Annotated in this window: 27 protein-coding genes; 4 read left to right on the forward strand and 23 right to left on the reverse strand. The window is 59.4% G+C overall.

Features of this window, described 5'->3' with window-relative positions; all coding sequences use genetic code 11:
* Positions 1–5 precede the first annotated feature (5 nt).
* From ribD to NE637_RS03670, 14 genes are all read right to left on the reverse strand, one after another.
* The gene (ribD, locus tag NE637_RS03605) at positions 6–1,148 is read right to left on the reverse strand and encodes a bifunctional diaminohydroxyphosphoribosylaminopyrimidine deaminase/5-amino-6-(5-phosphoribosylamino)uracil reductase RibD (protein WP_227117657.1); all 1,143 of its coding nucleotides are present in this window, start codon (positions 1,146–1,148) and stop codon (positions 6–8) included.
* Entirely contained in the window at positions 1,141–1,632 is a 492-nt protein-coding gene (locus NE637_RS03610) for a deoxycytidylate deaminase (protein WP_192111385.1), read from the reverse strand. Before NE637_RS03610 ends, ribD begins: the two co-directional genes overlap by 8 nt.
* 574 nt (positions 1,633–2,206) lie before the next feature.
* Positions 2,207–3,445 (reverse strand): serine hydroxymethyltransferase, encoded by a 1,239-nt coding sequence (gene glyA / locus NE637_RS03615; protein ID WP_192111387.1) that lies wholly within the window; start codon positions 3,443–3,445, stop codon positions 2,207–2,209.
* 92 nt (positions 3,446–3,537) lie between these two features.
* On the reverse strand, positions 3,538–4,785 hold the full coding sequence (gene fabF / locus NE637_RS03620; protein ID WP_192111388.1) for a beta-ketoacyl-ACP synthase II: 1,248 nt from the start codon (positions 4,783–4,785) through the stop codon (positions 3,538–3,540).
* A gap of 61 nt (positions 4,786–4,846) precedes the next feature.
* Positions 4,847–5,080, reverse strand: coding sequence for an acyl carrier protein (acpP, locus tag NE637_RS03625; RefSeq protein ID WP_192111389.1), 234 nt, complete (start codon positions 5,078–5,080; stop codon positions 4,847–4,849).
* 69 nt (positions 5,081–5,149) lie between these two features.
* On the reverse strand, positions 5,150–5,914 hold the full coding sequence (fabG, locus tag NE637_RS03630) for a 3-oxoacyl-[acyl-carrier-protein] reductase (protein WP_192111390.1): 765 nt from the start codon (positions 5,912–5,914) through the stop codon (positions 5,150–5,152).
* A 165-nt stretch (positions 5,915–6,079) separates the two neighbouring features.
* Positions 6,080–7,066 (reverse strand): beta-ketoacyl-ACP synthase III, encoded by a 987-nt coding sequence (locus NE637_RS03635; RefSeq protein ID WP_192111391.1) that lies wholly within the window; start codon positions 7,064–7,066, stop codon positions 6,080–6,082.
* Positions 7,067–7,081: 15 nt separating this feature from the next.
* The gene (plsX, locus tag NE637_RS03640; RefSeq protein WP_192111392.1) at positions 7,082–8,116 is read right to left on the reverse strand and encodes a phosphate acyltransferase PlsX; all 1,035 of its coding nucleotides are present in this window, start codon (positions 8,114–8,116) and stop codon (positions 7,082–7,084) included.
* Positions 8,116–8,298: a 50S ribosomal protein L32 gene (gene rpmF / locus NE637_RS03645; RefSeq protein ID WP_022658456.1), complete on the reverse strand. Its 183-nt coding sequence runs from the start codon at positions 8,296–8,298 to the stop codon at positions 8,116–8,118. Before rpmF ends, plsX begins: the two co-directional genes overlap by 1 nt.
* Before the next feature lie 107 nt (positions 8,299–8,405).
* Positions 8,406–8,975, reverse strand: coding sequence for a YceD family protein (locus NE637_RS03650; RefSeq protein WP_227117656.1), 570 nt, complete (start codon positions 8,973–8,975; stop codon positions 8,406–8,408).
* A 46-nt stretch (positions 8,976–9,021) separates the two neighbouring features.
* Positions 9,022–9,936, reverse strand: coding sequence for a class A beta-lactamase (bla, locus tag NE637_RS03655; protein WP_406566400.1), 915 nt, complete (start codon positions 9,934–9,936; stop codon positions 9,022–9,024).
* Between the two features lie 109 nt (positions 9,937–10,045).
* On the reverse strand, positions 10,046–10,693 hold the full coding sequence (locus NE637_RS03660) for a LysE family translocator (RefSeq protein WP_227117653.1): 648 nt from the start codon (positions 10,691–10,693) through the stop codon (positions 10,046–10,048).
* Positions 10,687–10,962, reverse strand: a complete 276-nt coding sequence (locus tag NE637_RS03665; protein WP_215647009.1) for a GIY-YIG nuclease family protein — start codon at positions 10,960–10,962, stop codon at positions 10,687–10,689. Before NE637_RS03665 ends, NE637_RS03660 begins: the two co-directional genes overlap by 7 nt.
* A gap of 21 nt (positions 10,963–10,983) precedes the next feature.
* Complete coding sequence (locus NE637_RS03670) at positions 10,984–11,592, reverse strand: hypothetical protein (RefSeq protein WP_227117651.1); 609 nt, start codon at positions 11,590–11,592, stop codon at positions 10,984–10,986.
* Positions 11,593–11,758: 166 nt separating this feature from the next.
* Between NE637_RS03670 and NE637_RS03675 the strand changes: the two genes are divergently transcribed.
* Both NE637_RS03675 and NE637_RS03680 read left to right on the forward strand, forming a co-directional pair.
* Positions 11,759–12,433 (forward strand): tetratricopeptide repeat protein, encoded by a 675-nt coding sequence (locus tag NE637_RS03675; RefSeq protein ID WP_215647007.1) that lies wholly within the window; start codon positions 11,759–11,761, stop codon positions 12,431–12,433.
* Between the two features lie 252 nt (positions 12,434–12,685).
* Positions 12,686–14,782: a methyl-accepting chemotaxis protein gene (locus tag NE637_RS03680; protein ID WP_227117649.1), complete on the forward strand. Its 2,097-nt coding sequence runs from the start codon at positions 12,686–12,688 to the stop codon at positions 14,780–14,782.
* Positions 14,783–14,865: 83 nt separating this feature from the next.
* On the opposite strand, the gene recJ is transcribed toward NE637_RS03680, so the two are convergent.
* The 7 genes from recJ to NE637_RS03715 form a co-directional block, all read right to left on the reverse strand.
* Complete coding sequence (gene recJ, locus NE637_RS03685) at positions 14,866–16,572, reverse strand: single-stranded-DNA-specific exonuclease RecJ (RefSeq protein WP_227117648.1); 1,707 nt, start codon at positions 16,570–16,572, stop codon at positions 14,866–14,868.
* A gap of 31 nt (positions 16,573–16,603) precedes the next feature.
* Positions 16,604–17,458 (reverse strand): tetratricopeptide repeat protein, encoded by an 855-nt coding sequence (locus tag NE637_RS03690; protein ID WP_192111401.1) that lies wholly within the window; start codon positions 17,456–17,458, stop codon positions 16,604–16,606.
* A gap of 19 nt (positions 17,459–17,477) precedes the next feature.
* A complete protein-coding gene (pyrF, locus tag NE637_RS03695) occupies positions 17,478–18,188 on the reverse strand; it encodes an orotidine-5'-phosphate decarboxylase (protein WP_227117646.1) in 711 nt (236 codons plus the stop codon).
* 172 nt (positions 18,189–18,360) lie between these two features.
* Positions 18,361–18,969 carry a guanylate kinase gene (gmk, locus tag NE637_RS03700; RefSeq protein WP_192111403.1) on the reverse strand — a complete coding sequence of 203 codons (609 nt, stop codon included), beginning with the start codon at positions 18,967–18,969 and terminating at the stop codon, positions 18,361–18,363.
* On the reverse strand, positions 18,969–19,223 hold the full coding sequence (locus NE637_RS03705) for a DUF370 domain-containing protein (protein ID WP_136400130.1): 255 nt from the start codon (positions 19,221–19,223) through the stop codon (positions 18,969–18,971). Before NE637_RS03705 ends, gmk begins: the two co-directional genes overlap by 1 nt.
* 2 nt (positions 19,224–19,225) lie before the next feature.
* Positions 19,226–20,107, reverse strand: a complete 882-nt coding sequence (locus tag NE637_RS03710; protein ID WP_192111404.1) for a YicC/YloC family endoribonuclease — start codon at positions 20,105–20,107, stop codon at positions 19,226–19,228.
* Positions 20,108–20,221: 114 nt separating this feature from the next.
* On the reverse strand, positions 20,222–20,482 hold the full coding sequence (locus NE637_RS03715; RefSeq protein WP_227117644.1) for an FmdB family zinc ribbon protein: 261 nt from the start codon (positions 20,480–20,482) through the stop codon (positions 20,222–20,224).
* 307 nt (positions 20,483–20,789) lie between these two features.
* Here NE637_RS03715 and NE637_RS03720 point away from each other — a divergent pair, with 307 nt between their 5' ends.
* The gene (locus tag NE637_RS03720; RefSeq protein WP_192111406.1) at positions 20,790–21,371 is read left to right on the forward strand and encodes a DJ-1/PfpI family protein; all 582 of its coding nucleotides are present in this window, start codon (positions 20,790–20,792) and stop codon (positions 21,369–21,371) included.
* A 125-nt stretch (positions 21,372–21,496) separates the two neighbouring features.
* Here NE637_RS03720 and NE637_RS03725 read toward each other — a convergent pair whose 3' ends face one another.
* The gene (locus NE637_RS03725) at positions 21,497–22,969 is read right to left on the reverse strand and encodes a MiaB/RimO family radical SAM methylthiotransferase (protein ID WP_227117643.1); all 1,473 of its coding nucleotides are present in this window, start codon (positions 22,967–22,969) and stop codon (positions 21,497–21,499) included.
* 179 nt (positions 22,970–23,148) lie between these two features.
* Between NE637_RS03725 and NE637_RS03730 the strand changes: the two genes are divergently transcribed.
* Complete coding sequence (locus NE637_RS03730; RefSeq protein ID WP_227117641.1) at positions 23,149–24,066, forward strand: M15 family metallopeptidase; 918 nt, start codon at positions 23,149–23,151, stop codon at positions 24,064–24,066.
* Between the two features lie 131 nt (positions 24,067–24,197).
* Here the strand turns inward: NE637_RS03730 and pgl are convergent, their stop codons facing one another.
* Positions 24,198–24,944, reverse strand: a complete 747-nt coding sequence (gene pgl, locus NE637_RS03735) for a 6-phosphogluconolactonase (RefSeq protein ID WP_192111409.1) — start codon at positions 24,942–24,944, stop codon at positions 24,198–24,200.
* Between the last annotated feature and the right edge of the window lie 112 nt (positions 24,945–25,056).

Consider the following 25,056-nt stretch of genomic DNA (forward strand, 5'->3'; position numbering starts at 1 on the left):
CCGCCCTATGCCTTGGCGGCTTCAAGAGGCCGCAAGTGAATGTGAATGTCTTCGCCGCACAGGTGCGTATTGCTCACGCGCATGCGCAGGGCTTCTTCCAGGCTCAGGGGCGCGCGGCCGGAAAAGAGCGGCAGGGCGTCTTCGTCGCCCAGAATCATGGGCGCGAGGTGCAGGCGGAAGTCGTCCACAAGGCCGGCTTCCAGCAGGCTCAGGGCCAGATGCCCGCCGCCTTCGCAAAGCATGTAGGGGCAGTGCAGTTCTTCCCACACTGCACGCAGCAGATTGGGAAAGTCCGGCCCGCCGTGCATGCCGGGGCCAAGCGCCAGAACCCTCACGCCGATGTCGCGCAGGGCCTTGGCCGTGGTGGAGGCCGCCGCAGCGGGCGAAACCATGAAAACTGTCTGTTCCGGGCGGTCTTTCAGCAGGTGAAAATCCGCATCGGGCTGGGGCAGGCGTGAGGTAAGCACGCAGGCCAGAGGTTGCGGCCCGGCATTTTCGCCCCGCACGGTAAGCTGCGGATTGTCAGTGCGAAAGGTGCCGCCGCCCACAAGGATAGCGCCGCCGCACAGGCCGATGCCCGCGCGCAGTTCCTGCACTTCTTCTCTGGATTTATCGCAGCTTATCCATTTGGACTGGCCCTTGCGGGTGGCGATGCGTCCGTCAAGGGTGGCGGCCATTTTCAGCATTACGTAGGGGCGCTTGTGCTGCTGCCAGATCAGAAAATCGGCCACAAGATCGCGGCATTCCTGCTCGCAGACGCCTTCAATCACCTCAACGCCGCTTTCGCGCAGCTGGCAAGCGCCGCCGCAGGCCACAGGATTGACGTCCGCAAGGCCTACGACCACCTTTTTGATGCCCGCAGCCTTGATGGCTTCGGTGCAGGGTGGCGTTTTGCCCTGATGGCAGCAAGGTTCAAGCGTGACAACCAGAGTGCACTCCGCCGGATTTACGCCGTGCGAGGCCGCATCCTTGATGCAGTCCACTTCTGCATGATCCTCTCCGGCGGCGTGGTGCCAGCCCCGAGCCACGATCTGCCCATCGCGCACCAGTACCGCCCCCACCGTGGGGTTGGGGCAGGCATGCCACCGACCTTGTTCTGCAAGGTCAATGGCTTCACGCATAAAGGGAACAAAATCCAGTTCAGACATGGTAGTCTACTCCGGCTTGGGCGCTGATAACAGGCGGTGCAAAATCCAGCTTTTCCATAATGACCCCGGCTTCCTTGAGCATCTGCTCCGCAAGCTCGTCAGGGTAATATTCCGCATAATAAATGTGGCGTATGCCGCAATTTATCAACATTTTGCTGCACAGCACGCAAGGGTGCGTCGTGCAATAAATCTCTGCGCCACTGATATTGATGCCATGCACAGCAGCCTGAATAATGACATTCTGCTCCGCATGCAGCCCCCGGCATATTTCATGCCTCTGCCCCGAAGGAATGCCCATCTGCGTGCGCAGACACCCCACCTCAAGACAGTGCGGAACCCCCGCCGGAGCCCCGTTGTATCCCGTGGCTAAAATGCGCTTGTCCTTAACCGCCACCGCACCCACCTTGCGCCGCGTACACGTAGAACGCCCGCTCACCAGGTACGTGATGTTCATAAAATATTCCGGCCACGGCATTCGCTGCATAACACACCCATATGTTGATTGGTGGTAGTGTACAGGCGGCTGGTGAAAATGCCAAGTTGCCTGTCGGGCTATTTTGCCGTGATGCTGCGTCAGGCAGCACTTGCGATTCCGGTCGCGTACCAGAGCGCAATTTCGCTCTGAAATTGTGCTGACGGTTGCGCCAGCAGGCGTCCGCCACGGAGGCGCCAGCGCGGTTTACCCGCGGGGTTAAGCGCCAGAGGGGCGTCTTGACCGCAAAAAAAAGTGCATCCGCTCCCATCACCGCGCCCTTGCCTTCCTTGCCTGACGTCAAAATATCCGCGACAGGCAGGGCCGAGGCTATTTTGCCGTGATGCTGCGTCAGGCAGCGCTTGCGGTTCCGGTCGCCCACTGCATCGGCAGTGCAGTCTTGCTGTGAAACAGCAGTTTTTATCTGCCTGTCCGCGCAAGGCAAAGCCCCTGTTTTTCTCAAAACCGGGGCTTTGTCAAAGGGGGCGCAGCCCCTCTATGATTATATCTGGCGGTTTTTCCGGCACCAGCCCCGAAGTTGCCTGCGGGGGCGAGGCGTCAGAAAAACCGCCCGAAAATCAGCCCGTTACCAGGCGAATAGCGGGAACTGACGAGCAAATTCTTCAACGTTCTTGCTGATCTTTTCAAGAGCGGCGGCGTCCTCGCGTTTTTCAATAGCCTCTACGATGAATGCGCCCACGGTGCGCATGTCGTCTTCCTTCATGCCGCGCGTGGTCAGGGCCGCAGTGCCAAGACGCACACCCGAGGTCACAAAGGGCGAGCGGGTTTCAAAGGGCACAGTGTTCTTGTTGACGGTGATGCCCGCCTGATCAAGTGCGTGTTCCGCATCCTTGCCCGTGACGTCCTTGTTGGTCAGGTCAACCAGCATCAGGTGGTTGTCCGTGCCGCCGGAGACAAGGTCGTACCCGGCATCCATAAGATACTTGGCAAGCACGGCGGCGTTGGTCACCACGCGCTGCTGGTACGTTTTGAACGCGGGGCGCAGGGCTTCGCCAAAAGCCACGGCCTTGGCCGCAATGACGTGCATGAGGGGGCCGCCCTGAATGCCGGGGAAAATCTGGCTGTTCAGGGTTTTTCCCATGTCTTCTGTAGAAAGAATCATGCCGCCACGGGGGCCGCGCAGGGTTTTGTGCGTGGTCGTGGTGGTGATGTGTGCGTAAGAAAGCGGGCTCTGGTGCAGACCGGCGGCCACAAGGCCAGCGATGTGCGCCATATCCACCACCAGCTTGGCGCCGACTTCGTCAGCGATCTGGCGGAAACGGGCAAAGTCGATGGCGCGGGGGTAGGCGCTTGCACCGGCAACAATGGCGTTGGGCTTGTGCTCTCGGGCCAGGGCGGCGACTTCGTCATAGTCTATGCGGCCCGTCTCGCGCTGCACGCCGTAAGAAACGATGTTGAACAGGCGGCCAGAAAAGTTCACCGGGCTGCCGTGGGTGAGGTGCCCGCCGTGCGAAAGGTTCATGCCCAGAATGGTGTCGCCGGGCTTTAGAAAAGCGAGGTAGGCGGCCATGTTGGCCTGCGAGCCGGAGTGCGGCTGCACGTTCACGTATTCGCAGTTGAAAAGCTGCTTGGCGCGATCCTGAGCCAGGGTTTCGGCCATATCCACATATTCGCAGCCGCCGTAGTAGCGCTTGCCGGGATAGCCTTCGGCGTACTTGTGGGTAAGTACGCTGCCTTGCGCTTCGCGCACGGCGCGGGAAACAAAGTTTTCAGAAGCGATGAGCTCAAGTTTGCTCATCTGACGGTCGGATTCAAGCGTGATGGCTCGCGCCAGTTCCGGGTCTTGCAGCAGGATTTCGTCCATGACGTCGCATCCTTTTGAAATGTTCTGCCCGCCACAACGGCGGGCAGATGATTATCAAACGGGGAGGGCAGAGGCCGAGTAAAAACTGTCGGCTACTGTTGCCACTTCTTGAAGATCACGCTGGCGTTGGTGCCGCCAAAGCCGAAGGAGTTGCACATGGCGTATTCGCAGGCGATGTGCTTGGAGCCGTCGGCCATGTAATCGAGATCACATGCGGGATCGGGGTTTTCAAGGTTAATGGTGCCGGGCAGCATTTCGTCATGCAGGGCAAGGGCCGTGAAGACGGATTCAATGCCGCCAGCCGCGCCGAGCAGGTGCCCGGTCATGGATTTGGTGGCCGAAATCTTGACCTTCTTGGCATGCGCGCCAAAAACGGTCTTGATGGCCTTGGTTTCCGTGCTGTCGTTCAGCATGGTGGACGTGGCGTGGGCATTGATGTGACCAATGGCCGAAGCATCAATGCCAGCTTCGCGCAGGGCGTTCTGCATGGCGCGGGCCATGCCTTCGCCGTCGTCGCGGGGGGCGGTCATGTGGTAGGCATCGCCAGACGCGCCGTAACCCACCATTTCCGCATAAATTTTTGCGCCGCGCGCCTGCGCGGATTCCAGCGTTTCCAGCAGCAGCAGGCCAGCGCCTTCGCCGATGACAAAGCCATCGCGATTCGCGTCAAAGGGGCGGGATGCGCGGGCAGGTTCATCGTTGAACTGCGTGGAAAGGGCCTTGAGAGCCGTAAATCCGGCCACGCCCAGAGGCGTAACCGTAGCTTCAACACCGCCGGAAATAACTGCGGTCGCGCGGCCCAGAACCATTTCGCTGTAGGCGGTGCCAAGAGCGTGGATGGCAGAGGCGCAGGCCGTGGTGGTGACGATGTTCGAGCCCTTGGCGCCGGTGAAGATGGAAATCTGTCCCGGCCCCATGTTGGAAATCAGCATGGGGATCATGAAGGGCGAAATTTTGTGGGGGCCGGATTCCAGCAGCTTGGCGTGGTATGTTTCGATGGTGTGCAGACCGCCCAGGCCGATACCGAGGATCACGCCCGTATCGTAGGCGTTGGCATCGGTGATTTCGTACTTGGAGTCTTCAAGCAGCATCTTGGCAGAGGCCACTGCAAACTGGGTAAAGCGATCCATGCGCCGAGCCTGCTTCATGGGCATATAGTCTTCGGCGACAAAGTTTTTCACTTCACCGGCAATGCGGGAATCGTAGGCGGAGGCGTCAAAAAGCGTGATGGGCGCGATGCCCGACTCGCCTGCGAGCAGTTTTTTCCAGGTGCTCTCAATATCATTGGCGAGGGGCGTAACGCCGCCTATGCCGGTGATTACTACGCGGGGACGGGTCATGCATGCTCCTTTGAGGCGGGGGGCAGACCCCCCCGCGCTGCATATACTATAACAAGCGCTATTACTGCTTGTTTTCGATGTAGCTGATGGCATCCTGAACTTTCAGGATCTTCTGGGCGTCGTCATCGGCGATTTCGATGTCGAATTCTTCTTCCATGGCCATGATCAGTTCGGTCAGGTCAAGGGAGTCGGCGCCGAGGTCTTCCACGAAGGAAGCTTCGGGCTTCACTTCTTCAGCGGTCACGCCGAGTTGGTCAATGATGATTTTTGTAACTTTTTCAGTAACGTCAGACATGGTATCCTCCAGATAAATTAGTGGTCTGCTTAACCCCGGCCCTGGCCGGGTGTCTTCCGTAGTAAATGCCTAGCAGTACATGCCGCCGTTCACTCCCAGCACCTGCCCGGTGATGTAGGCCGCTTTGTCCGAGGCAAGAAAAGCCACGGCCTCTGCCACATCTTCGGCGCTGCCCATGCGTCTGAGCGGGATGCTGTCTGTGTAGCTCGCCCGCACGTCGTCACTGAGTGTCGCGGTCATGTCCGTTTCGATAAAACCCGGCGTTACGGCGTTAACCGTAATCTGGCGGGCGGCCAGTTCTTTGGCGCAGGACTTGGTAAGCCCCAAGAGGGCGGCTTTGGCCGAAGCGTAGTTGGCCTGCCCCGCGTTGCCCATCTGCCCCACCACGGAAGAAATATTAACGATGCGCCCCTTGCGGGACTTGCTCATGATTTTTGCGGCTTCGCGCGTGCAGACGAACGCGCCGCGAAGGTTGACGGCAATAACGCGGTCGAAGTCTTCGTCCTTCATGCGTATAAGAACGCCGTCCTTGGTGATGCCGGCATTATTGACCAGCACCGCAAGATCAACCTTGTCCTTGATCTGGGTGGCGAAAAAAGTGGCCACAGCCTCGCTGTTGCTGACATCAAGCGCAAAGGCCTGGGCCTTGCCGCCAGCTGCGCAGATGTCGGCAGCGACTTTTTCCGCTTCTTCGGGTTTGCTGACGTAGGTGAGAAATACCTGAAAGCCGTCACGGGCAAGGGTTTGGGCAATGGCCCGGCCAATGCCGCGCGAACCGCCGGTAACCAGGGCTGTCGGCAGTCCGGCTGCAGGGGAGGATTGCGCTGTGCTCATGCTTGTATCGCCTTTGTCTGAGTCCTGTAAAAAAAGGAGACCGTATCCCGTGGATCGCCTTTTTGCGTTAATTTTGCAGCGGCGCTGCCCGGCTTACGGCCTGGCCTGACTGAAATTCAGTATACATGGCGCTGTGCTGCGGGGCAATCCCGCAGGCGCATTGCCTCAAAAGCGTAACAATGCGGCGCCCCAGGTAAGGCCTGCGCCAAAAGCCGTCATAAGAACGCGGCTGCCGGGGCGGATGCGGCCTTGGGCACGAGCTTCGCTCAGTGCCAGGGGAATGGAGGCAGAAGATGTGTTGCCGTATTTTTCCACATTGGTGAACACGCGATCGCCTGTCAATTCAAGGCGGCTGCCCACGGCTTCAATGATGCGCATGTTTGCCTGATGCGGCACCAGCAGGTCCACATCGGCGCCCGAAAGGCCGTTGCGCGCAAGCACTTCCTCGCACACGTGCACCATGTTGCGCACAGCATGCTTGTAAGTTTCGCGGCCCTGCATGGTGATGAAAAAGTCTTCACCAACAGGTTGACCAAGGCCGTACTGGCAGCGGGTGCCGCCGCCGACCATAATAAGGTCGCGTTGCACGCCGTCGCTGTGGCAAACCACGTCTTCAACGCAAGACATTGCGTTGTTGGAAGCGCTGCTCACAATGCAGGCCGTGGCCGCATCGCCAAAAAGCACGCATGTGGAACGGTCTGCCCAGTTTACGCGGCGGGTAAGCGCCTCTGTGCAGACAAAAAGAATTTTGGCGTCAGGATCCTGCGCCAGCAGGGCGCGGCAGATGGAAAGCCCGTACAGAAAGCCCGAGCAAGCCGCGCTGATATCAAAGGCCATGACCTTGCCCGCGCCAAGTTGCCCGGCAATGATGCAGGCCACAGAGGGCGAGAGCACGTCAGGGGTGCAGGTTGCGCCAACTATATGGGTGAGCTCCCCTGCGTCTATCCCGGCTTCCACAAGTGCCTTGCGGGCGGCCTTGAGGCCGAGATCCGAGGCGTTTTCCGCATCGCCCAGCCTGTGGCGCTGTTTTATGCCTGTGCGGGAAACAATCCATTCGTCATTGGTGTCCACCACCTTGGCGAGATCGCTATTGGTCAGCACCGTATCCGGCACATAGGCGCTCAAGGCGAGCAGATGACAGAGTGGATTCATAGAAATACCGTAGGGTTATATAGCGCGGGAGAAACGTGTGAGTTCCTCGTTGGCAAGAATTATTTCACCGAGGCGGCTGCTGGTTCCCTTGCGCACAAAGGTTCCGCTCATCTTGATGGCGTTTGTCATGGCCTTGGCGCTGGAGCGCCCGTGGCAGACAATGGCCAGACCCTGGAGGCCCAGCAGGGGCGCGCCGCCGTATTCTGCATAGTCAATGGTGCTGGCAAAGCGTTTGAAAGCGCCCTTGGCCAGCATGCCGCCAATGGCGGGCAAAACGCCAGACGTAAACACCTTCTTGAGCATCCGCACCAGAGAAGTAGCCAGCCCTTCGCTCATTTTAACGACCACGTTACCGACAAAACCATCGCAGACAACCACGTCGATATTGCCAATAAAGATGTCGCGCCCTTCTGCATTGCCCGCAAAGTTGAGGTTCTGGGCCATTTTAAGCAGGTCATAGGCTTCCTTGACCTGACTGTTGCCCTTGCCCTCTTCTTCGCCAATGCTGAGGATGCTTACACGCGGGGAGGCATAGCCCAGCAGGTCACGGGCAAACGCGTCGCCCATGAGGCCAAACTGGAACAGATGATAGGGGCGGCAATCCACATTTGCTCCCACATCCAGCACAACCACTGGATTTTTTTCCGTGGGCAGCAAGGTGGCAAGGGCAGGGCGCTCCACCCCGGGCAAACGCCCCATGATGAACATGCCGCAAGCCACCGTAGCGCCGGAATGTCCGGCGCTGACAACGGCATCCGCCGCGCCATCCTTGACCTGACGGCAGGCCACCTGGATGGACGCGTTTTTCTTGCGGCGCAGGATGTCCGAAGGCTTTTCGTTCATATGCACCACATCATCGGCATGAACTATGTCGAAATGCACATTGGTAAGATCGAGCTTTTCGAGCTCGGCCTCCAGCTTGGGGGTGTCGCCCACAAGCTGGACATGCAGATCATAAAGCCTTGCAGCTTCTATAGCTCCCGGCACAACCACAGAGGGGCCAAAGTCCCCGCCCATGGCGTCCACGGCAATGATGGGGCGTTCGTTCATTATTCGTTTTCGCTTTTGGCGATCACCTGGCGGCCTTTGTAGGTACCGCAGTTGGGGCACACGCTGTGCGGAACGGTGGGCTCGCCGCAGGAGCAGTAGATAACGGCAGGCACGGCCACGCGATCATGGGAGCGGCGCATGCCCTTGCGGGAACGGGATTTCTTGTTTTGCTGAACGGCCATGGTAGTCTCCTTTTCCTGTCTTGCGGAATGTTTGTGCGGGTTTGGGCGGCTTGGCGCACATGCCCGCCCGCAAGACACAGCAGATTAGTAAAAAAAATTGTGATTGTCTAGTTTTTGTGCAGAGTGAGGCCGCGCAATGCCGCCATGCGGGGGTCGCCTTCTTCTTCCGTGCAGGCGCACATGCCTTCATTAAGATTAACCCCGCATCCGGCGCACAGGCCCTTGCAGTTATCGCGGCAAAGGGGTGTCGGGGGCAATGCCAGCATGAGTTCTTCCCAGCAAATGGCGGCAAGATCAAGCATGGGGGCGTTGCGCTCAAACACGATGCGGCCTTCGGTCACGCCATCCATATCGGGCAGGGGGGCGTAATTTTCTTCTTCGTCTTCATCATCGCTGCCGCCGGGAAGACTCTCAAAATCTTCAAAGCGCGCGGCAATGGTCACCATGGAATCTTCCGCGCAACGGCTGCAAGGCAGAACAACTTCTCCCTCAAGCGTGCCGCGCACAAGCCAGCCGCCGTCCGTGGGCAGAACCAGAATGCGCGCGCGCAATGGTTTGCTCACGCGGCACTCCAGGTGGAATTCCTCCATGGGTTCCTGCCAGATGGCGGGGTCGTCCAGAGTAAATTCCTTGCCCTCGGGGGAAAGGTCATTGAGAGAAATACGATAGTTCTGCATGTGATACCTCGAAAGTCGGACTTCATACCTTTGCTGGTCAATCATGTCAATACATATTGTCAAGCGGCGTCGCAAGCCCTTCTGCGGCGCAGACCAGGCGAGTTGCCTGGGCAAGGATTTTGTCGTTTTCCGGTCCGGTCAGGCGCGACCCCGTGAGGTAGAGGGCCACAGTCAGCGGTTTGTTTTGGCCATTGCGGGCCTTGGCTGCTTGCTCGGGATTGCCCGGCGGCAACAGTACGCCCACATCGTTGGCAGTGCCGTTTTCTCCGCTGCCGCTTTTGTGCGCCGAGCGCCAGCCCTGCGGCGCTCCTGCGGGAATGCGCCCGGCCCCGGTTGCGCAGCCCAGCATCCAGTCCGTTAGCTGTTTCCTGGCGGGCGCTTTCAGCTGATTGCCGCAAAGCAGGCCGTTCAGGGTGCGGCGCATGGCAAGGGGCGTCGTGGTATCGCGCGCATCGCCGGGAATGGCTGTGTTCAGCTCTACTTCCCAGCGGTCAAGGCGAAACGTGGTGTCGCCAAAGCTGCGGGCAATGGAGGTCAAGCCCGCAGGGCCGCCCAACTGGGCAAGCACAAGGTTGGCAGCCGTATTGTCGCTGTGCTGGAGCATGGCTTTGCACAATTCTGATACAGTCATGCCGTCTTCCAGATGCTTTTCCGTAACAGGCGACCAGGGTTGGATGTCGCTTTTGGCAAAATGGATTCTCTGTTCAAGAATATTCGTTTTGTCCCGCAGAACTGCTGCTGCCGCCAGCACTTTAAATGTGCTGCACATGGGGAAGCGTTCATTCCCCCGGTATGATAAAATTTTGTCGCCATTGCTGACACTGGCTGCCACGCCAAGCCTGCCGCCGCTTGACGCCTCGAGTTCGGCCAGCATTTTTTGCAGGTTTTTTGCGCTGATGTCGGGGCTGGCAGCGGCCAGTGCGCTACTGATGACAGGCGCGCCCATCGCGGCCCCAAACATGACAACGGGCAGGGCGCAAAGGCCAGCCAGAACAGAGCGGCGGGAGTAGCGGGAGCATGAATACATCAGCGTACCTGTAGATTCTCAAGTGAGCGGCCAGCGTTGCGCATCAGCGCCCGCTGAGCAGCAGGGCGGAAGCCAGCCCCACAAACACGCAGCCCGCCACGCGCTGCATCATGACCTGCCCGCGCTTTGAGCGGTTGAACCATACAGCCAGGCGGCCCCCAAGGGCGGCCACCGTCCAGAAAACCACGATGGTAGCCAGCATGAAGAGGACGCCGAGGCTCAGCACCTGCAAGGCCACGCTGCCGCGTGCGGGGTCGCAGAATTGCGGCAGAAAGGCCAGAAAGAAGAGTGAAACCTTGGGGTTGGTGACGTTCATCACTATTCCCCGGCGATAGAGCGTCATGTAGCCGGGGAAGTTTCTGCCAGTGCCGCTGGCGGCACCATCCGCCACATCGGTTGTGGATGCCCCGGCGCGGAACGAGAGCCAGGCCAGCCAGAGCAGATAGCCAGCGCCCGCTACTTTGAGCAGGGTAAAGGCCAGGGCCGAGGTCTGGAAAATGGCGGCAACACCCAACGCAACTGCCGTAGTGTGAACGCACAGGCCTGTAACAAGCCCTAGCGTGGTGATTATGCCAGCGCCTACGCCAAAAAGAGCAGACTGGGTGAGTACAAAGATATTGTCCGGGCCGGGCGCAATACTAAGCAGCAGGGCGGCGGCAAAAAAGGCCATCATTGCATCAGGTGTCAGCATGAAATACTCTCTCCATCAAGCAAAAACTGTATTTTTTGGGGGCGCGGACGTGATTTGACGGCCAGTTCAAGCCGTAGCGCGTCACCTTTGCAGGCGCAGGTCCGGCTGGCAATGAGCCGTACGGGCCGACGCCCCTGCGTGTAGCGCGCCCCGCCGGGAACCTGACCATTGTGCTGGCCCAGACGGCGCTCCACGTTTGTGGTGATGCCGCAATACAGCGTGCCGTCAGCGCACTCCAGCAGGTAGACGAGCCAGGGGCTGTCAGTCATTGCGCGTAACCTCGGCGCGGCTCAGTCAAAGGCTCCGGCAAACCATGCCGTCAGCAGAAAGGAAACAGCCCAGTTGCCGATGCGCCATGTCCACGGGTTGGGCAGGCGGCCCGTGCTGAACTGCCGCAGATCGCGCATAACGCCCATGAGCGTGCCTATTATATGGAAGAAGACAAAGCCGATGCCCGCAAGAAAACCAAACTGGGCAAGGCAGACCATAAAGAGGGCAAAGGTCACGCTGGCGGCAAGGCAACCTGTCTGGTCGTTGCCGCCCATCCACACGCGGCCAAGATTCATGCCGCCGAGGCCTCCGGACTGACCGAAGGTTCCACGGTAGAAAAACCTGCTGCGGTATTCCTGACGCCCCGACTCTGCCTGGCCTGAACCTGTGCCCGCTCCATCCTCATAGGGGCCGAAGCCTGGGGCACTATTCCACCCGTTGCCCTGCGCTCTGGCATTGCCTTGCCCTTTTGCATGCTGGCCGGCATTGCGTGAGTCTTCATGGTCGTGCAGAATTTCCACATCAACCACGCGCGGCGCGCCCGTTTTACCTGCACCACCCTCGGGCAGCGCAGCCTGTTCAGAGGTATCGGGTTGGTCGTGCCGAGGGTCGTTTGGGGGAACAGTCATGCAAAATCTCCTCAGAGCGCAAAAAAGGTTGGGCAAGCCCTGCGCCTGCTGTGTTTGTGCCTTCTGCCAGCTACGGCGTCAAGGGGCGGCTTGCCAACAGCCCGCGCTGGTACTACTGTCTGGCCGTGCAACTCCGGCAGCAAAGCCGGAATCAAAGGAGACGTTTATGAAAAAAATAGGTTCTGCAATCCTTTTGGCCGCAGCGCTGGCCCTGGGTTCAGGAATGGGTGCTACAGTTCAGGCGGCTCCCGCCAAAAGCGCCGAGCAAACTCTGGATGAGGCGTGGACTGCATACAATATTGGTCAATACAACAAGGTTGTGCAGATGGTGCAGCCTCTGGCCAGCGATGGCAATCCGCGCGCTCAGGTGCTGCTGGGCCGCTGCTACGAAAACGGCCTTGGCGTGGCGCAGGATATGGAAACCGCTGCCAAGTGGTTTCGCATAGCTGCTGAGCAGAATTACGCAGAGGCGCAGGTGCAGTTGGGCTATCTGTATGAACTGGGCGCCGGGGTTCCCAAAAACGATACCGCCGTGGCCGATCTTATGAGCCGCGCCGCCACTGCTGGCAATGCGGAAGCCCAGTTCAACCTTGCGCTTTATTACAGCCAGGGGCGGTATGGGTTTGCCAAGGATCCGGATCAGGCCTTTGCCTGGGCCAAGCGTTCTGCCGATCAGGGCTTTGCGCAGGCGCAACGTTACGTGGGCGCATGCTATGAATTTGGCGTAGGTGTGCCTGTAAATCCGTCAGAAGCCGCTGCGTGGTACAGCAAGGCCGCAGCTCAGGGGCTTGAAAAGGAAGGCAATATCTTTAACACCGAACGCGTGTACACCATGCCGTAAACGGTAACGCTTCTTTATTGCAAGGCGATGCCCCCGAGTTATCCTGACCGGGGGCATCTTGTTTTTTTGAAAGCAATCACTGAACAGACTCTCCCCATTGCCATAAAGGGCAGAATCGTTCATGTTGAGGTATCCGTTAGTCTTGGCTTGTGCAGGCATGAGTGCGTGTTGCCCTATTGCATATCCGAAACATGACGATAAAACTGAAAACTGCTCCTTTTTCAGAACGGGCGTCAGGTACCGGGAGGCACTATGAAGCTGGGTCTTTTGACGAAGATGTCGTTGTACATCCTTATTCCATCGATGCTTGGCCTGGCCCTTGTGGCTGGCATAAGTCACCATATGTCTGAAGACGCATTGCGAAAGCAGACCCGGCAGGATATTGCGGCCATTCTGAAAGGGCAGGAAGTTGGCCTGAACGCGGTCTTTGTATCCATGAAGGAAGCGCTTGCCCAAATTGCCGAAAATCGCCGCCTTCGCCTCTTTCTTGAAGCTTATGCCAATGGCGCTCCCATTGACCACAACGACGAGCTTTTTCTCCACGCCCATGACGCCCTCAAAAACTTTACCGATGTGAACAGCAATATTGCCACATGCGGCCTTATTGCTCCTGACGGCAAAGTCATTATGCACAGCAAAAAGGGCGATACGCAGAAGTTCAGCAGCACCATTGGCGAAGATTTTTCAAAGCGCAGCTATTTTATCAACGGCATGAAGGGCGTGGTCAGCTCCGTGGGGCTGGTCAGCGTGGCCACCAAAAAAATGACCACCATCATCGGCATGCCCGTTAAGGACAAGGGCAAGATCGTAGGCGTCATTTACGGGGGCACAGACAACGACAAGCTGGCCAACGCCACCACAAACAAGATTGATCTTGGTGATGTGGGCCTGGCCTTTGTTATCAATACGGAAGGCGTGATTGTACAGCACCCCGACCTGAAGCGCATCGGGCAGAAAGAAACAGGATCGGCCTGGGTGACGGAAGTTCTTAAAAACAAAAAGGGCCGCCTCGAATTTGTGAATGCCGAAGGGCTTGAAAAAATTCTGTATTATACAAATATGCCCGATGAGGGCTGGATATTGTGTCTGGAGCTGGACAAAACCCTCCTTTACGAGCCCATCAGCGACATGCTGGTCAATAACGTGCTGACGGCAGTGGCTTGCGCCCTTGTGGTAGGCATCGTCATCTTTTTGAGTGTACGAAGTATCGTGCACCTGCTGGGGGGGCTTTCCGGCATTGCCGAGGCCATTGCTGGCGGCAGGCTCGAATGCTCCGCGGCGGAGGAGCGCCTGCTGCGAACCTCTGAAAAAAGAGGCGACGAGTTCAGCGTACTCTCATTTGGCATGGAACGTATGATGTCCAACATCAAGCGCCTGCTGGGCGAGAGCGAGGAAAAAACCGCTGCGGCGCATAAGGCCACAGAACAGGCCCGTCAGGCAACGGAGCGCGCAGAGCAGGCCGCCGTCCAGGCGGAAAACGCGCGCAAAGAGGGCATGCTTGCTGCTGCGGGGCAGCTTGAAGGCGTGGCGGATATTCTTGCTTCGGCTTCGGCGCGGCTTTCAGAGCAGATAGGGCAGTCAGAGAAGGCTGCCTCAGAATCAGCGCAGCGCCTTGCTGAAGCGGCCACAGCCATGAACCAGATGAACGCCACTGTGCAGGAAGTGGCCCGCAACGCTTCGGCTGCTTCGTCCACCTCCGAGGAGACGCGCAGCAGCGCTGAAAATGGTTCAAGCATTGTGCAGCAGTCCCTGCAAAGCATCGGGCAGGTGCGCGAGATTTCGCACGGGCTCAAGAGCGACATGGCGGAACTGAACGACCATGCTCAGGCCATTAACCGCATTATGAACGTGATTTCTGATATTGCCGATCAGACAAACCTCCTTGCCCTCAATGCCGCCATCGAGGCCGCACGTGCGGGCGATGCAGGGCGCGGCTTTGCCGTGGTGGCGGACGAAGTGCGCAAACTGGCAGAAAAAACCATGGCCTCAACCCATGATGTGGGCAATGCCATCAAGGCAATCCAGACCAGCACGGCCAAGAGCGTGGATGTTATGGAAGTTGCCTTGCGGCAGGTGGAGGTTGCCTCTGATTTTGCGGGGCAGTCTGGCGAAGCGCTCACCCACATTGTCAACAGTGTGGAGCTTGCGGCGGATCAGGTGCGCGCCATTGCCACCGCCAGCGAGCAGCAGTCTGCTACCAGCGATGAAATCAACCAGACCATTGTAAAGATCAACGATATCTCCATGCAGACCGCCAGAGCCATGGACGAAGCGGCTCAGGCCGTGACGGATCTTACGCGTCAGGCCAAGGCCCTGAGCGACCTGATTGCAGAAATGAAGCGGGGATAGCGCGCCTCACATACTGAAGAAGGGGCAGCCCGGCTGATTGGTGCCGGGCTGCCCCTTTATGCGTTTATTACAAGACTGGGCGGTCAGGCTGGCCGCCAGTCCTTGATGGCAATATCCACCGAGGCGATGCCGTTGTAGGTGTCGATGCGGGGGGTGTAGGCCACAAGAATGTGCTTGTTGATAAGGCTGGCGGGCAGTTCGTCAGCCATGCGCCAGGCCTTTGCAGAAAGGGTAATGCCGCTGGCGCTGTCCGTCAGGCGCAAAAGAACGTGTTCCCTGCTGCGCCCAAGAAAAGAACGTTCCTTGACCAGCAGCGGGGGCGACTGGAATACCGGTTCGGGGTTGCCGGGGCCAAAGGGTTGCAACAGTTCAAGTTCCTTGAGAAAGTTGTGGTCACCTGCCAGATTGAAGCCCAGCTCGCATTCCAGCGTGATGCTGGGAAGCAGCGGGTTGGGGCCCAGCACTTCTTCCGCCACAGCGTCAAACCGGGCGCGAAATTCTTCCAGTCTTTCCGGCGCAAGGCGCACGCCCGCCGCCTGACGGTGCCCGCCAAAGTTCAGCAGGCAGTCTGCCGTGCGGGTCAGCCCTCCATGTAGATCAAATTCGCGCACGGAGCGGCCCGAGCCTTTGAGGCTGCCCTGATCGTCGCACACAATGATGGTGGGGCGGTAGTAATCTTCCACAATGCGCGAGGCCACAATGCCCACGATACCGGGGTGCCAGTCCTTGCCATAGAGCACAAGGCCTGCGCGCGGCCCGCGCGAAAGTATGTCTGATGCCTGCGCCTTGGCTTCTGCGTAGATGCGTTCTTCTTCCTGACGGCGGGCCAGATTGAGTTCGTCCAGTTCCTGCGCCATGCCTGCGGCGGCAACGTGATCTTTTTCGCGCAGCAGGCGCAGGGCCAGTTCGCCCTTGCCCATGCGCCCGGCGGCGTTGATGCGCGGCGCAAGGCGAAAAACCGCCTGCCCGGCGCTCAGTGCCGCAGCGGCGTTCATCCCGCTGGCAACTTTCAATGCCGCCATGCCGGGCCGTTCCGCCCGCGCAATGCGGGTAAGCCCGCCGCGCACGAGCACGCGGTTTTCTCCGGTGAGGGGCATGACGTCGGCAAGGGTGCCCAGCGCCACCAGATCAAGGCAATCGCCCATGTTGTGTTTTTTGCCCGTATGCGGGGCAAGGGCGGCGTTGACGCCCCCCATAAGATAAAAGGCCACGCCCACGCCTGCAAGGTGCGGGTAGGGCAGATCTTCTGCTGCGCAGATGCGGGGGTTGCAGATGGCGTGGGCAGGGGGTAGCTCTTCGGGCGGCAGGTGGTGGTCGGAAACAACCACAGTCATGCCAAGCTCGCGAGCGCGCTGCACTGCCTGCACATCTGAAATGCCGCAGTCCACCGTGAGCAGCACGCCGCAGCCCTGGGCGGCCAGAGCCTCGATATGCGGCACGTTGAGGCCGTAGCCCTCGCTGCGTCTGTCGGGTATATGCCAGTCTGCGTGGATGCCGTGGCTTTCAAGCACATCCAGCACCAGTGTGGCGGCGGTCACGCCGTCCACGTCATAATCGCCCCATACTGCCAGCTTTTTTCCGGCCAGCAGTTCAGATGCCAGCAGGCTGGATGCCTCGGGCAATTGGGGCCAGCGGTCAGGGGGCGTGAGTGAATCAAGCCGGGCGGACAAAAAGGCGTCCATGGCATCCCTTTCGGAAAGGCCACGCCGCCAGAGAATCTCAAGAAGAAGGGGCGAGATGGAGAGAGCATCTGCCCATTGCCGGGGCGGCGTGGGGCAGATGTTTTGCATAGGCTCGCGGATCAGCCAGTTTTTCAAAGCGTTAGCCCGCCGTTTTGGGTTTCTGCGCGGCCCCGTTTTGTGCGGCCTGAAGTGCGGCGCGTACACCTTCTATGCGGTCGGCGGGTACGAGCTGTTTCTGAATAAGCCATGCCAGGAATTTGAGCGAGGTTTCGTGCCGGGGTGCAAGCTCAAGCGCTTTCAGCAGGTAATCAACGCACTGGCTGATGTCCTTGAGTTCAAGCAGCACGCGCGCCATGTTCATGTACAGGTTTTCGTCCGTGGGCGAAAGCTCAAGGGCGCGCTGATAGTATTCAAACGATTCCTGCAACATCTTGCTTTTGCGAAGATTGATGCCAAATTCATTGAAAAGGTGCTTGTGCTCTGGCTCGAACGCGGCTTCGAGTTTTACCAGTCGCTGAAAAATGTCCTGCGCCTTGGCGTTGTCGCCCCGCTCAAGATAGGTCAGCCCAATGCCAAAGTTGGCCCGCACGTTTTCTTCATCCACCTTGAGGGCGCGCGTGTATTCAAATTCGGCGGCAAAGTTCTCGCCATTTTCGCGATGTTCGTCGCCGTTATCAATACTGCGCTGCATCTCCTGCATTTTGGGGAAAACGGAATTGAGGTAAAATTCCGGCTCGGGCGAGAATTTGGCAATAAGCTCGTCCAGGGTGATTTTGCGCTTGGGGCCGCTGGGCACATAGTTGGTATTGAGCGGCTGGCAGTCAATTTCCTTGCCGTGCTGCTCTATGAACCAGAATGTTTTTTGCACGGTCTTGCGCGTGGTCGTGCCAGTACCCACCCTGCGGACTTCCTGAGTGGAAAAGACCCCGCGAACATCGGTTTTGGCGTTGCTGTGGGAATCGCCTTGCGCGCTTTTTGGCGTTTGACCGGCCATGCTAATCCTCAGTACTTCTTTATGTGTGCGCGGAGGCCATTTCCTCCGTAATCTGCCGGGCCATTGCCAGCGGGTCCGGCGCAGCCGTGATGGGCCTGCCCACAACCAGATAGTCAGCCCCTGCCGCAATGGCCAGAGCGGGCGTCATAACGCGGCGCTGGTCCCCAGCGACGGAACCCGCAGGGCGGATCCCGGGGCAAAGGCAGCGCAGGCCGGGGCAACTGGCCTTGATGGCTGTAGCTTCATGCCCGGAGCAGACCACGCCGTCAAGGCCCCACGGCCCGGCCTGGCGGGCCAGAGCCAGAGCAAAATCAGCGGGTGAGGCCTCTATGCCGGGCATTTCGCCGGGCGCAAAACTTGTAAGCACGGTCACGCCAAAGAGCAGGGGGCGTTGCCCGGAAACCCCGGCTGCCGCCTCTGCCGCTGCGCGGCACATGCGCTCGCCGCCCTGGCAGTGCAGGGTCAGCATGTTCACCCCTGCCGCAGCCGCGGCTTTGACAGCCTGCGCCACGGTGTTGGGGATATCGTAGAACTTCAGGTCAAGAAAAACGCTGAAGCCCATTGCGGACAGTTCTTCCAGCAGGCCTGGGCCTGCGTAGGTAAACAGCTCCATGCCCACCTTGCACCAGGGAACCGTGCCGCGCAGTTGGCGCGCCAGCGCGAGTGCAAGCTGTTTTTCGGGCAAATCCAGAGCTACCGCCAGTTGCGGCCTGTGCTGCTGCGTGGGCATGTTGCTTCCTGTGCTGCTGCTCGCTGCCAGAAACCCGGCGGTACGAACAAAATATGCGGTTTCAGATCTTTTGCCCCAACACGCATGCCGTGCTGCGGAGGGAGCGGATCATTCTTGCTGGCGGTCTGCGGAGCAGCCCATAGCAGAATCGGTCAGTACCGGTCAGCGCGCATCAGCGGTTGAGAATCTCATCCAGCAGGTGCGGGTTGCGCGCAGGGGCAAGCCCCGCAGCCACATACACCGCCCGCAGGGTATCGTAGGCCTGATCCAGATTGTCGTTTACAATGACAGAATCATACCAGCGGGCCTGAAGAATCTCTGAGCGCGCGTTGACAAGGCGGCGCGCAATGGTTGGCTCGTCATCCAGCCCGCGCCCGCGCAAACGGTTTTCAAGCTCGTGCAGGCTGGGGGGCAGGATAAAGGCGAACGTGGCTTCCGAAAGGGAAAGCTTGAGCTGGGCCGCGCCCTGCACGTCAATGTCAAAAAGCACGTCCTGGCCCTGATGCAATTTTTCCTTCACCGGGGCAAGCGGCGTACCGTAAAAATTGCCGTGAACCTCGGCCCATTCTGCAAAATATCCCTGCACGCGCCGCTGCTCGAATTCTTCGTGGCTCAGAAAAATGTAATCCTTGCCGTCCACTTCGCCCTGACGCGGTTGCCGCGTCGTGCACGAAACCGAGTAGCCAATATGCGGAAATTCCGCCAGCAGGCGTTTGACCAGTGTGGTCTTGCCTGCGCCAGACGGTGCGCTCAGCACCAGTGCTATGCCTTCGCGGGGCATCAGTCCCCTTCCTCTTGCGCAAAGCGCTGACTGATTGTTTCCGGCTGGATGGAGGAAAGTATGACGTGGTTTGAATCCGTCACCAGAATGGAGCGCGTTTTGCGCCCCTGGGTGGCGTCAATGAGTCTTCCCTCAGCCCGCGCGTCTTCGCGAAGGCGTTTCATGGGCGAGGATGCAGGGCTGACAATGCCCACAACCCGGCCCGCCAGCACATAGTTGCCAAAACCAATATTGATAAGACGTTCGCGAGGCATGTTTATTCCAGATTCTGAACCTGCTCGCGGCATTTTTCCAGTTCGTTTTTAAAATCAACCACCATGCGCGAAAGCTGCACATCAGGCAGCTTGTTGCCGCATGTATTGATCTCGCGGAAGCACTCCTGCAAGGTAAAGTCGAGCCGCCGCCCGGCATCGCCGCCGGTTTGCAGCAGGTCGTGCAGCCGCGCCAGATGCGTGTTGAGCCGCGTGAGCTCTTCGCTCACATCCAGACGGTCAGCCAGAATGACGGCCTCCTGCAAAAAGCGGCCTTCTTCCAGCTCCTGTCCGTTCTGGGACAGGGCCTCGCTCAGGCGCTCGCGCAGGGCATTGGCGCGTTCTTCCTTGATATTGGGGGCGCGGTCGGCAATAAGACCTGTCCATTCTTCCATGCGCAGAATGCGGGAGTGCATGTCGGTGGCAAGGGAGCGGCCTTCGGCGGAGCGGGCCTCGTTCCAGTCTTCCAGCGCAAGGGCCAGACCTTCTTCAAGGCAGCGGGCGGTGTCCTCGTCCAGCTCCTCGCCGCTGTCGCCCCAAAGAGAAGGGATCTGCAACAGCGCGTTGAAGTCGGGAACATAAGCCTCGCCGCGCGCATCAGCCAGTGCCTGCAAATTATCAAGCATGGCAGCGGCCTGCACCATGTCAAAACGCATGGCGGGGGTGTTGCCCGGCGCATACTGCAAGACCAGGCTCACATCCACGCGCCCGCGCGAGGCATAGCGCCGCACCACTTTTTCAAGGCGCGGTTCAAGGCTGCGTATAGAGAGAGGCAAACGCCACTTGAGGTCAAGATGGCGACTGTTGACGCTTTTAACCTCCCACTGCTGGGTGGTGTAGTCGTTTTCCACCAGGCAGCGGCCAAAGCCGGTCATGCTGCGGAGCATAGCTTCCTTCCTGCTAAAGATATGCGTCAGTGTAGAGCAAGGGGCTTGCGAATGCAACAAATGCCCTTGGCCCGGCGCTGTGGATATACATTTTTTATTTTTAAAATCAGTGTATTATCCCTGTGAACCGCCGGAATTTCCGCTGCAGCCGCCACAGCCGCCGCCAGCCGCGCAGGAGGGGGGCATGCCTTTGCCCATGGGGCGCACCGGGCCGGGCTTGTATGGGAAAGCCCCGGTTTTCAGCGGGCTGGGCACGCACATCTGCTTTTCTGTGGCGGGGGAATTGCACTTGGGGCAGGCGGGTACTTCATCGCCAAAAACAAGATCTTCAAATTTATTGCCGCAGGCCGTGCAGACAAAATCGTACATGGGCATGATTATTCTCCTGATTCGTTGCCGGAATGAAACCCTTGCGGCGGCATACCGCAACATGGGGGCGCCAGAATAATTACTGTTGAAAATGTTCTGAAGCTTGCGCAGGCCGCTGCGGTCAGAAAGCGACCAGCCTCCCAGGCGCGCAATTGTGCGGGCCAGGGGGAGTCAGGGGCTTGCCCACATGCTTTGTGTGCATATATAAGTATATATACGGTCAAGGCAAGGGCGGTGTTTTGCCGCCCGGCCGCCGCGCAACAACCGGTCTTGGCGACCGCGTTAACGGGCCGCTCCCCGTTTGGAGGATCATATGAAAAAAATTCTGGTGCTGGCTGGCGACTATGTTGAGGATTATGAAATCATGGTGCCTTTCCAGATGTTGCAGATGCTGGGCTATGAAGTGCATGCAGTCTGCCCCGGGAAAAAGGCCGGCGAAAGCGTGCGTACGGCCATCCATGACTTTGAGGGCGACCAGACTTATTCTGAAAAACGCGGACACAACTTCGGCATCAACTACGATTTCGACAAGGTAAACACCGCTGACTACGCAGGCCTTGTTATTCCCGGTGGCCGCGCCCCGGAATACCTGCGTCTGAACCCCCGCATTCTGGAAATCGTGCGTGAATTCAACGACGCCAAAAAGCCCATTGCCGCCGTGTGCCACGGCCCGCAGATCCTCGTGACGGCTGGCGTGCTGAAAAACCGCAGTTGCACCGCCTACCCGGCGGTGAAGCCCGATGTGGTGGACGCCGGGGCCACCTGGTGCGATTTTAACGAAACACTCACCAGCGCCACTGTGGACGGCAACCTTGTTTCCGCCCCCGCGTGGCCTGCCCATCCCGCCCTGATCGCCGAGTTTGTGAAGCTGCTGGGCGCGAAGATCAGCATCTAGCCTGCTTGCGGGGGCCTGTAAGGGGTTCTCCGAAAGAGCAGCACGGGTTTATACAGATAAAAGAAAAGGAGAGCCATGCTCTCCTTTTCTTTTATCAAGTGTACAGGGACACTGCGGCGCTGCATTTATTTTTGTTCTACCAGCTCCACTACCAGCCCCTTTTCGGTAAGGGCCACAGGTCGCGCGGGCAACAGCCCCGCATCTGCGCCGGGTCTTTTGCCTGGTGCGGGCAGGCGGATGGAGCAGGCGGCGTAGTATTCGTTCACGCCTTTCACGGAGTTTTTCTTGGTCTTGCCCGCAGATTCCGGCGTGGGGGCCACATCCGTTGTGGAGTCCGCAAATGCCTGCGGATTGTCCGCCGCTACCAGCATGCGGGGCAGTTTGAGTTGTTCTGCCAGAAATACCTGCTGCTTGCGGCCCACGGCTTCGCGCAGGCGGGCAGCGCGTTCAAGCTTGAGGCTGTGGGGAATCTGCCCGTCAAAGCGGTCTGCCGCCGTGCCGGGCCGCCGCGAATACGGGAACACGTGGGCGTAGCTCATGGGCAGGCGGTCGATCAGTTCCAGCAACTGGCGCATGTCGTCTTCCGTTTCGCCGGGAAAGCCCGCGATGATATCCGCGCCCAGGCCCATGATGGGCCAGTGCGAGGCCAGCGCGCTCACGGCATGCTCCAGCATGGCGGGGGTGTAGTGGCCGCGCCCCATGCGTTTGAGCACCGCCTGACTACCGTGCTGCAAAGAAATATGCAGGTGCGGGCAGAGCATGCGGCAGGCAAGCAGGGCGTCCAGCCCTTGCTGATCGAGCTGGCCGGGTTCCAGCGAACTGATGCGCAGGCGGGCCTGCCCGGCAAATTCCGGCGCAAGAGCCGCGTCAAGCGTGCGCAGCAGGTTCCAGAAGTCGCCCGTATCCGTGCCGCGTCCGTACTGGCCCAGATTGATGCCAGAAACCATGATTTCCGCATGGCCTGCCTGCAACAGACGGCGCGCCTCGGAAACGATTTCATCCACCGGGCGGCTGCGCGGTTTGCCGCGGGTAGAGGGAACAATGCAGTAGGTGCAGCGGTGGGCGCAGCCGTCCTGCACTTTCAGTACCGGGCGGGCGCGCTTGAAGGCGGAAATCTGAAATGGCGGAAATGCCTGCTTGCTTGCTTGCGCCTTGGCCTGTGCGGGCGTCGAGGCGGCAACAGTGGGCGCAGGTGTGGTAGCATCCGGCATCCCGGCGGACTGGATGACGCCCTCGCCGTCAAGGTCGGCCCACGGGCCATGCAGCAGGCGGCTTTTTTCTTCCTGCGGCACAAGCAGATCAGGGGCGGCCCAAATGGCGCCGGGGCGCGGTTTATAATCAGCAAACAACCGCGCTGCGCAACCGGTGAGGATCAGGCGCGAGGAGGGAGCCTCTCTGCGCAGGCGGAACACGGCATTGCGCGCGTCCCTCTCGCCCTTGGAGGTGATGGCGCAACTGTTGACGCACACCACATCCGCCTCGGCAGGGGCGCTGCATTCCACGCCGCCCTGGGCAAGCCAGGCTTCGCGCAGTGATTGGGTTTCGTACTGATTGACCTTGCAGCCGAACGTGACCAGATAAAATTTCCAGGCAGACATGGCGCAGATGTACGCAAAAGCGCTTGCCTTGACAAGCCGGGGGCGGCTAGGGTGCCTTCATGCCAATATTGCTGCTTTTTATTTTTTTGAGCTGTGCCCATGTCGTGCATGCCGAGACGGCTGAGTCCTCCAATGCGCCCTCCAATGCTCCTCCAACGGCGTCTGCCAGTGCAGCGCCTGTGAGTCGAGCCACTGGGGCTGGCAACGGCCTTATTGACGCTGCAGATCTGCCCGCCGGGCTTGATGATGCCGCGCAGGTGGATTTTTATTGCCTGCGGCGGGCCTATCCGCAGATTACAGGCATGACGACGGACGCGCAGGGCCAGTGGCTGGTGTTTAACGATGGTCGCCGTGTGCTGTATGATGCTGCGCCGGGTGCGGCCCCCTCGACTGGCCCGCAGGCATCCGAGTGGGTCGTGAGCGTGCGGACGAGCATGGCCGAGCCCTATCCACTGGAGCCGCAGCGGCCCGATACTCCACAGGGCGTTTCGCCGGGGCGGCGGCGCTCCTACGATCTGCTGCAAGCCCTTTACGGATCCACGCCTAAGGCTGTTGGAGGCCATCTGGTACAGGCCCGCCTGCTGGGGCAGCATCTGCATCTTTCACCCGCAGCGGCGCAAGCCATGAACAGGGCAAACGCTCATCTTGCCCCGCAAGCCGCTCAGGAGCCTCGGCTGAAAACCCTGCTGAAAATGGACGGGGGGTTCGCCTGGCGGCGCATTGCGGGCGAGAACCGCTTGAGCCCCCATGCCTTCGGCATTGCGTTTGACATCAGCCCCGGCATTGCCACTTACTGGCGCTGGAGCAAACTGCGCCCGCACCCTTTGCAGCAAAGCTATCCCTCCGCCATTGTGGAAGCCTTTGAAAACGAAGGCTTTATCTGGGGCGGAAAATGGCACGAATATGACCTGATGCATTTTGAATACAGGCCGGAAATCATCTGCAAGGCCCGCGTGTGGCAGGGGCTGGAACCCTTGCCGAACAACGATGCGCCGAAAAACCTTGCGCAGCCTGCCGTTTCCTCTGTTCCCGTGGCTCCATCTGGTGAAGCCACGGTCCCGGCAGACGCCTCTGCCGCGCCATCTGTCAGCCAGTGACCTAGGCCGTGCCCCACAGGCGCATAACTCTCCACATCAAAATGAACTGACAGTCAAAATGCAAAAGGCTCCTTGAAAAAGGAGCCTTTTTTATGATTGCCAACCGCGTTCAGGCGGCAAAAATACTTGGTTTACTCGCCTCTGGCGGCGGCCTCGTCCACAACCCAGATCAGTTCGCCAAATCCGGGGCGCACCTTTTGTGCGGGCAGGGTGGGTTCGGCCAGCAGGTTGAGCGCGCGCGAAAGCACATCGTGCTTTTCCTTGCCGGTCACGAGAAACATGCAGCAGCGGGCGTTGTTGATGACAGGCAGGGTGAGCGTGAGGCGGTCGGCCTTGCGCTCGGGCACGTACTGGTCAATGACAAGGCGCTTGCGTTCGGCAAGGGCGGGCGAATTGGGAAAGATGGAGCCAGTGTGGCCGTCTTCGCCCATGCCCAGCAGCATAAAGTCAAAGCGGGGCAGTTCCTGCGGGCCAAGGTTGAATTCGGCGCGGATCTGCTGCTCGTATTTGACGGCGGCTTCAACGGGGTCTTCTTCGCCGCGCATGCGGAAAAAGTGTGTGGCAGGAACCATGCTCAGCAGTTCGCGGCGCGCAAGCCCGTAGTTGCTGTCAGGATGGTCGGGGCCAACGCAGCGTTCATCCACCCAGTAAAAGGTCATTTTGTCCCAAGGGAGGCGATCTGCCCAGTCTTCGCCCGCCAGCAGGCGGAAAAGCGGCGTGGGAGTCTGCCCGCCGGAGAGCGCAATTCTGAAAACACCCCTGTCGGCAATGGCTTCTTCGCAGGCTGCCGCCAGAATGTGGGCGGCGCGTTCGGCCATGGCGGCAGGATCTTTATGGATATGCACCGTAAGGTGTATGGAACGGCTGAGGCCCGACATTTTGCGGCTCCTTGAGTTTATGTAGGCTGGCACGGGCGTGTGCGGCCCGCCAACCTCATCACTATGACACATTCGCCTGCGCGAGAAAAGGGCATAGTGGACAGGTGACTGT

This window comes from Desulfovibrio desulfuricans (assembly GCF_024460775.1).
GTDB classification, from domain to species: Bacteria; Desulfobacterota; Desulfovibrionia; order Desulfovibrionales; family Desulfovibrionaceae; genus Desulfovibrio; species Desulfovibrio desulfuricans_E.